The sequence below is a fragment of the Pirellulales bacterium genome, assembly GCA_035939775.1.
Taxonomy (GTDB): domain Bacteria; phylum Planctomycetota; class Planctomycetia; order Pirellulales; family DATAWG01; genus DASZFO01.
Window position 1 is genome coordinate 1 of the sequence record DASZFO010000103.1, and the last position, 8,091, is coordinate 8,091.

Sequence of the window (8,091 nt, forward strand, 5' to 3'; positions counted from 1 at the left end):
TTTAGTACGAGAGGATTTAGAAGGACGTTCCTCTGGTGTCCCAGTTGTCGCGCTAGCGGCACGGCTGGATAGCTATGAACGGAAAGGATAAACGCTGAAAGCATATAAGCGTGAAGCCCGCTCCAAGATGAGGTTTCGTAGGCAATTGCCGAAAGTCCCCTGGAAGACGACCAGGTTGATAGGCCGGATGTGTACGCGCAGCAATGTGCTCAGCTAACCGGTACTAACGGACGAATGCTTGACCACCTTTATCTAGCGCTCTCGCTCGCAAGCGAGACGCCGTGCCGAGAGCAGCCAATTACCACAACAAATTGTCTTGAATGGACATCAAGCGGTCCGTCGCCTTACGGCGCGGGCCGCTCCTTTCCGGTGACCATATCTGAAAGGCCACACCCGTTCCCATTCCGAACACGGTAGTTAAGCTTTCAGAGCCGATGGTAGTACCCAAAGTGCGAGAGTAGGTATCGCCGGATTTTTCACTCGCCCGCCGCGGACTCAGCCCTGAGACCGCGGCGGGCTTTTTTTTCAGCCGCTGGAGATTCTGGGGCTCGTGCTGGATCCCTTCAAGCGCACGCTCCAAGCCATGAAGATCCGCTTGGCGTGACCGGCACTCGCCCGCCCTATAGAATCGGCACTCGCCCGCCCTAGAGAATCACTGCTTCGCTGGCCCAGTTCGCCGGGAGCTGCGGCAGAGTCGCGGTGGCGGATTCGTCGATCGCCCGCTTGCCGCGGATCGTGAAGTGAATCCAGCGGCCGCAGCTTGGGCAGCGGCCGGCGAAGCCGGTGTCGTCCCACCAGGCCCTGACCAACGCGTCATGCGAAAACCGTCGGGGACTGTCCCCTTTTCGGAGTCCGCGCAGAAAGCGGGGACTGTCCCCCTCTCCCCAGACGGTTTTCGGCCCGCCTCCAAACGGAAGTCGATCGCCTGCAGGCGCTGCGAGCAATCGGGATGCGGGCATGCGGCATCGACGTGAACGACATGCGGGGCCATCGCGCGATTCGCTCCTCCCTCGCGGTTTGCCGCGTGCATCCGTTCAATCTCGATATTCGTCTGCGCCGGCGCCGGCTGAATCATGATATCCTCCCAGGTCGACAGCTAATCGTAGCTCTGCGACGACGCGTCGACAACGTCGCGGTCATCGGCCCACAGCGCATTTGCTGGCTTGATTGAATGGCCCGTGGTATGGTCGGTGTTGAGGGCCGACATGCCAAAAATAACGGTCGAAAAACTGATCGAGTGCATCGAGCGCAGCGAACTCATCGCCTATGACACGTTAGCGGGGACGCTTGCAGCCTGGAAGCGTTCCGATCCGGCGGCATTGGACGACAGCGAGCGTTTGGCGAACACGTTTATCGAGGCCAAGCTGCTCACCCGCTGGCAGGCCGACAGTCTGCTTCAAGGGAGATCGACGAATTTCATTCTCGGAAATTACAAGCTGCTGGGCATGCTGGGGCACGGTCGATCAGGAAGCGTTTATCTGGGCGAGCACGTGAAAGGGGCGCTCCTTCGAGCAATCAAAGTGTTCCCCGTTAGTCGTGCAGGCAATGCGACCTTGATCGCACGTTTCCTTAATCAGGCGACGGCAGCCGCCAAAATCACGCATCCAAACGTCGAGGGGGCATTCGACATCGCCCAATGGAAACGGTACCAATACCTGGTATTGGAGTACGTTAATGGCCACGATTTGCAAGCGATAGTCAAGAACCACGGGCCGCTCGATCACAGGACCGCCGCCGACATTATCCGTCAAGCTGCCGACGGGCTCGCCGCGATGCACGAAAAAGGAGTGATCCATCGCGACGTCAAGCCCTCGCATCTGATGGTCGATCAACGAGGCGCCGTCAAGCTCTTGGATCTGAGTTTGGCGGGATTCATGAAGGATAAGATCGATTCGCCAGATCCCGCCGACGATGACGCGATATGGAGCACGTTCGACTACCTGGCGCCCGAGCAAGCCGTCGACGTCTGCCTCATCGATCCGCGGACGGACATTTACAGTTTCGGCTGCGTGTTTTACTTCCTGCTGACTGGGCATGCGCCGTTCGCGTCGCGACCGATGGTCGCGCGGCTTCTAATGCACCAGAATCCCGAGCGGCCCGACGTCGCAGCGGAATACCCTGGGATCCCGCGGACGTTGGCCGATCTCTGTTCCCGGATGATGGCAAAGTCTCCCGAGGATCGACCGCCACCGGCGGCGGCAGTCGCAGCAATATTGGCGGGAATCCTCGGGGACGACGATGGCTATGGTGGTGCCGCCTGAGAAGGCCTCCGAGCAGTGCCAATCTTGACGCTCCCACGAACAAGCTGGTCGCGGATTAGCCAGGGCTGGCTTGCTGGCGTGCAAGTCCTCTGGCGGCATTGAAGCCGTGCCGGCAGTGGGCCGCGCGCTGCGGATTGGCATCGACCGCCGAGCGATCGATCGTGACTTCGAACGACGCTGCGGGCGCTTCATCAGTCGCGATTTATTTGTTTTTGATTTTCTATTAAAAGCATGCTTTCGGAATCTTGCAAATCTGGAAAATCGTGTTAAAAAATGTCTCTGATATGCAACTGGCGCCGCGCTGAGGCGCATGAGCCGGTCACCGGTCCCGTGCCTCGGAAGATCGAAACGTCTTTTTCCAGAGGAGACAACTCATGACACGGAAACGAACTTCACAGAAACGCATCTCGCGACGAACTCTGCGGATTGAAGGTCTCGAACGCCGCTGCCTGCTGACCGGCAACGTTGTGGTGAAGGTGGCCGGGCATAGCCTGTTTCTCACCGGAGACAGCGGCGATAACACGGCGGTCGTCAGCGGCACGGGGACCGCGGGGCAATACCTCATCTCCGATCCGAGCGGCACTACCAATTTCAAATACAAGGGGACGAACAACGCGGCCGTCACGGTCAACGGAATCACCGACAGCATCCTTGCCGACCTTGACGGCGGGAACAACGCGTTCGGCTTGACCAACGCTTCGCTCAAGGACGACGTCCTAGTGACGACCGGCAACGGCAGCGATTTCGTTGCGATCGGCTCGGGGGACACCGGTCTCGCCGGGATTGGATTGGCGGAAATCACGCTGGGGCCGGTGACCGTCGGCGGTAGCATCGTCGTGAACACCGGCGGCGGAAACGACACGGTCGATATCGGCCTGGCGACCACCGGCGCGGCCACCGCGACGGCCGTCAGTGTGCGCGGAAGCGTGGTGATCGACACGGGCGGCGGCAATGACACGGTCAACCTCGGCGTCATCAGCGTTCCGACGACCGGAACGGCCATTCGCCCGCTTCAAGTCGTCACCGGGACATTTGCCGTGGCCATTCGCGGCGACCTTGTGATCAATACGGGTTCGACAACCGGCGGCGGCGCGGACGCAGTCTCCGAGAATTCCACCTCGGTCCGCGGAAGCGAGGTCATCAACGGCGGCGGCAGCCTCGATGTCACGCTGTCGAATTCCACCGGCGTCGCTCTCGAGGGCGTGACCACCGGCCAAGGCGACGCGATCGGGCACAGCCTCATCTTCAATCTCGGCGCGGGAACCAACAGCGTCGATCTCTACGACGTCTCGGTCGGCGACTCGCTCAATTTCAACGCCCCGCGGAGCACCGACTCGATCGATCTGACCCTCGTGAGCGTCCGGCACAATGTGAACATCTCGCTCGGGCCGGGCAACGACACGATCACCATCGGAACGGAAGTTGTCACCGCCGAAACGACCGGCACGCTGGTCGAGATCGGCGGCGACCTCAACATCAATACCGCCAAGGGGAACACGACGCTCGAAGAGGCCTCGCTCTCGGTGGGAGGCTCGGAGAATGTCAATCTCGGCAACGGCACCAACGGCGTCTTCGTCAACGACGACGCTGCCGACGACGAGGCAAGTTCCAACGGAACGGAAGGGCCCGTCTCGATCGGGCGCGATCTGAACGTGAACTTCGGCTCGGGCGTGGCGACGCTGTTCGTCAACGATGCTACGGTTGGCCACAATCTGAACGTGAACCACGGCTCCAGCGGCACGACGATCGACCTGGAGGGAGTCGCCGTCGGACGCAATATTGCCATCATCACCGGCAGTGGCAACGACTCGATCGACTTCGAGCGAGGCGTAACCGCCAGCGACGTGTTCATCGACACCGGCAGCGGCAACGACTCCGTCGTGTTCGAGTTGGCCTCAGGCGCCACGTTGAACACTTTCAAAACGTTGGAAGTCTTCCTCGGCCCCGGCGACGACAGCCTGTCGATCAGCGACACGACCGTAACCAAGTCGGCCTTCTTCGACGGCGGCCCGGGGACCGACACGCTGGTGCTCGGCGGCGGCAATACGTTTGGCAAAGAGAAGGACGTCAACTTCGAGACCTTCCCCTAAACTTCTCGGTTCCAACATTCTGACTGAACATTGACCCCGCCGAACCCGGCGGGGTTTTTCTGTGCGCCGCCTGCTATACTACCGCCATGATCGCCCCGTCTCTCCGCTGCCGCTTCCAATTCAGCCTGCGGACGCTGCTGATCGTCGTCACTCTGTTGGCGGTGGCCTGTTCGATTGTCGTGGATCGGCAGCGGTTGATCCGCGAACGCGATGAAGCTCGGCAGAATGCGCGCGATCTAGCTGAACGGCTGGGACCGTCGCTAGGGAGCGATGTATTCACGTCGCGCTCGCAGCCCTAACACGCCTGCACACAGGATTCACCCACTGCCCGGCTCCCAGAGTTCTTGCAATTCGCGCCGGTTTTTGCCACGATGGGACGCGGCTTCCCACCTTCGCGATAGCACAGCCGCGCTTTCACCCACCGCAGAGACCCGATCCATGCCCGCGTTTCCTGAAATCCAGAAAATCCGCTTCGAGGGAGCGAAATCGAAGAACCCACTCTCCTTTCGCCACTACGACGAAAACGAAGTGGTCGAAGGCAAGCCGATGCGGGAGCATTTCCGCTTCGCCGTCGCCTATTGGCACACCTTCCGCGGCACGGGGAGCGATCCGTTCGGCCCGGCGACGATGCTCCGCCCTTGGGAATCGGGGAAAGACACGGTCGAGAATGCGGTCAACCGAGTGCGCGTGGCGTTCGAGTTCATGGAGAAGCTCGGCAATCGGTTCTATTGCTTCCACGATCGCGATGTCGCGCCCGAAGGGAAGACACTCTCCGAGTCGAACAAGAACCTCGACGCGGTCGTCAAGGCGCTCAAGGAAGAGCAGCAGCGCACCGGGATCAATCTGCTTTGGGGCACCGCCAATCTGTTCAGCAATCCGCGCTATATGCACGGCGCGGCGACCAGCCCCAATGCCGACGCCTTCGCCTTCGCCGCCGCGCAGGTGAAGAAGGCGATCGAGGTGACGAAGGAACTCGGCGGCACCGGCTATACCTTCTGGGGCGGCCGCGAGGGCTATCAGAACCTCTGGAACACCGACATGAAGCGAGAGTTCGACCACCTGGCCCGCTTCATGCACATGGCCGTCGATTACGCCAAGCAGATCGGCTTCACCGGGCAGTTCTATTTCGAGCCGAAGCCGAAGGAGCCGACCAAGCATCAATACGATTTCGACGTCGCGGCCTGCATCAACTTTCTGCGTACTTACGGGCTGACCGAGCACGTGAAGATGAACATCGAGACGAACCACGCCACGCTGGCCGGGCACTCGATGCAGCACGAACTGGAATACGCCGGCGCTCAGGGGTTCCTGGGCTCGATCGACGCCAACACGGGCGACACGCTCTTGGGCTGGGACACCGACCAATTCCCCACCGACATCTATCTCACGACGACCTGCATGCTCTCGATCCTGAAGTATGGCGGGTTGGCCCCTGGCGGGATCAACTTCGACGCCAAGGTCCGCCGCGAGAGCTTCGAGCCGGTCGATCTGTTCCATGCCCATATCGGTGGCATGGACGCCTTCGCCCGCGGGCTAAAGATCGCCGCGGCGATCCGAGCCGACGGCGCGCTCGACAAGTTCGTCAAGGACCGCTACGCCTCGTGGAACTCGGGGATCGGCGCCGAGATCGAACGCGGCCGAGCCAGCTTCTCCTCGCTCGAGTGTTACATGCTCGAAAAGGGAGATGCCGCGGCAAACGCCAGCGGCCGCCAAGAGATGCTCGAGAATCTGATCAACACGTACATCTGACGGTATCGCCTCACCCGATCTCATCGAGCAGCCGGTCGAGGGCACCGCTCAATTTGTCGCTGGTTTCGTACGTGCCTTGGGCGATGGCCGTGCGGATCGAGTTGACTCGGTCCTGACGGATGTCGGGGATCTCGCTGAGCTGGCCGGCGATCCGCGCGGAATCCGAGATGTGCAGCTCGTCGGTCACGTCGGCCGTCGAGCGCGCCGGCGCCGTTGCCGCCGCGCCGCGAATGCCGTGCGGGGCGTTGATGCTCTGGGGACCGTGAACTTGCGAGGGGCCAAAAATTTGCATGGTGCTTCTCCTACTTAGTATACCTCACGATGAACCACCAGCGCCGCATTCCGTCTTCAAGTTGCGATCTCGCGGGCGTCGACTCATGGCATTCCATTCATCGGTTGCCCACGGCGGCGATTCAATCAAAACCTCGAAAGACCTCGTTGAGCCTGAGCCGTAGCTTCCACCATCTTTGTCGCGTGCAACGTCTTGGACGTTCGGGGCGGTCTCGCTCGGTTGGACGGCGCGACCGGTCGCGTGGCGCCGTTGCGGGCCTGCGACCTGCGTCGGTTTTTCACCACCTACGTCGAGCGCGGCTTGGCGACCAACCGCCGTTCATGCGGATCGTTCGACATGATCGCTTCGCACTGCCCGCAAGACAACGGCAATCTGCATTTGCAAAGCGCGTTCCGGAGACCGATTGGGGCGGCCGATTATAGGAGCCTTGCCGAACCGGCACAAGATCGAAGTAATACCAGATCAAAGGGTTAGCCAATCCGCGCCAAGCCGAAGTCGCGGTCGGTTTTTTCGCGGCGCGGAGTGCTGGCAGCAAGCCTCGCCTAACCGTTTTTTTCAGACTCCAGCAGAACTTACAAGGCGCCCCGCGGGTTAGATCAATAGACGCATCAAGTGCTATCGCCGCCCGCCGTGCATCGGCTATGGTTTAGATAGCGGCCGCATTTTGCGGAAGCCGCAATCCCGGAAACTCTGTCATACAATCGAAAGCCGAATCGTCGCCATGCGCAATTACGTCCTCTGTTCGCTCTGTTTCGCTCTGCTCGTCGTTGCCGGTCGCACGGTTTCCGCCGCGGATTCCAAGCCGTCGCCGGCTGACGACGCCGCGGCGCTGTTTGATCGTTTGGACGCCAATCACGACGGTCAGCTCACCGCAGATGAGATTCCGGCCGAGAAAAAGCATCTCTTCGAGCGGCTGCTGAGGCTGGCGGGCAAGCCGGCCGATGGCAAGCTAAGCCGCGACGAATTCATCGCTCAATTGAAGTCCGTCGGTGAAGATCATCCCGCCTCTCCCGCCGCGACGGGCGCCGGTACAGCGGAGAAGCCGAATCCAGCGGCGCCGCCGGCCGGCAACGGTTTCATCCCCGATCCGGAAAAAATCTTCGACCGGCTCGACACCAAGCACAAGGGTAAAATCACCGCTGACGACATCCCCGAAGGCCGTCCATTGCTCAAGCGCGTTTTTGCCGAAGCGAGCAAATCTACCGGCGGAGAATCGACCAAAGACGAATTCGTCACGGCGTTCAAGGCCCTGCTCGCTAAGCGCGGCGCCGCCGGCAATCCTCCCGGTTTCGGCGTCGTGAAGCCGGCTGCGGATACTAAGTTAACCCCCGGCTCGGATGCGAAGCCTGGCTCAGCGCCCGGGGCGAAATCCCCGGCGGGCCCCCCCGACGGCGAGCCAATCATCAAGCGGCTGCTCGGCATGAGCAAGCGCGCCGATGGGAAGCTCACCAAAGATGATCTACCGGAGCGGCTCCGCGGTCGGTTCGAGAAGATCGACGCCAACCACGACGGGCTGATCGACGAAACCGAGCTGCGCGATTGGTTCGCTCAAGTAAAGCGCCGCCTCGAAGCCGCCCAGACGAAGTGACAACGTCCCTGCCACTTCTCACTTGCCACTTGCTTTCTCGGGCTTGGGCGTCAGCACCAGTTCCACGTCGGTCCCCTTGGGCGGGATGCGGTCGGTGAACGGCTCGTAGAA

At 61.1% G+C, this 8,091-nt stretch carries 8 protein-coding genes and 2 rRNA genes; 8 read left to right on the plus strand and 2 right to left on the minus strand.

Annotation, left to right across the window (positions count from 1 at the left end; genetic code table 11):
* Positions 1-246, plus strand: a 23S ribosomal RNA gene (locus VGY55_06410); the annotation flags it as partial.
* A 119-nt stretch (positions 247-365) separates the two neighbouring features.
* A 5S ribosomal RNA gene (gene rrf / locus VGY55_06415) occupies positions 366-473 on the plus strand.
* 171 nt (positions 474-644) lie between these two features.
* Here the strand turns inward: rrf and VGY55_06420 are convergent.
* Positions 645-959, minus strand: a complete 315-nt coding sequence (locus VGY55_06420; protein HEV2969605.1) for a hypothetical protein — start codon at positions 957-959, stop codon at positions 645-647.
* Positions 960-1,205: 246 nt separating this feature from the next.
* Between VGY55_06420 and VGY55_06425 the strand changes: the two genes are divergently transcribed.
* From VGY55_06425 to xylA, 5 genes are all read left to right on the plus strand, one after another.
* Complete coding sequence (locus VGY55_06425) at positions 1,206-2,261, plus strand: serine/threonine-protein kinase (GenBank protein HEV2969606.1); 1,056 nt, start codon at positions 1,206-1,208, stop codon at positions 2,259-2,261.
* 70 nt (positions 2,262-2,331) lie between these two features.
* Positions 2,332-2,544: a hypothetical protein gene (locus VGY55_06430; protein ID HEV2969607.1), complete on the plus strand. Its 213-nt coding sequence runs from the start codon at positions 2,332-2,334 to the stop codon at positions 2,542-2,544.
* A gap of 91 nt (positions 2,545-2,635) precedes the next feature.
* Positions 2,636-4,351 (plus strand): hypothetical protein, encoded by a 1,716-nt coding sequence (locus VGY55_06435; GenBank protein ID HEV2969608.1) that lies wholly within the window; start codon positions 2,636-2,638, stop codon positions 4,349-4,351.
* Between the two features lie 86 nt (positions 4,352-4,437).
* Entirely contained in the window at positions 4,438-4,650 is a 213-nt protein-coding gene (locus tag VGY55_06440) for a hypothetical protein (protein HEV2969609.1), read from the plus strand.
* 139 nt (positions 4,651-4,789) lie between these two features.
* Positions 4,790-6,100 (plus strand): xylose isomerase, encoded by a 1,311-nt coding sequence (gene xylA / locus VGY55_06445; protein ID HEV2969610.1) that lies wholly within the window; start codon positions 4,790-4,792, stop codon positions 6,098-6,100.
* A 10-nt stretch (positions 6,101-6,110) separates the two neighbouring features.
* Here the strand turns inward: xylA and VGY55_06450 are convergent, their stop codons facing one another.
* Complete coding sequence (locus VGY55_06450; GenBank protein HEV2969611.1) at positions 6,111-6,392, minus strand: flagellar biosynthesis anti-sigma factor FlgM; 282 nt, start codon at positions 6,390-6,392, stop codon at positions 6,111-6,113.
* Between the two features lie 721 nt (positions 6,393-7,113).
* Between VGY55_06450 and VGY55_06455 the strand changes: the two genes are divergently transcribed.
* Positions 7,114-7,980 carry a hypothetical protein gene (locus VGY55_06455; GenBank protein HEV2969612.1) on the plus strand — a complete coding sequence of 289 codons (867 nt, stop codon included), beginning with the start codon at positions 7,114-7,116 and terminating at the stop codon, positions 7,978-7,980.
* Positions 7,981-8,091 lie beyond the last annotated feature (111 nt).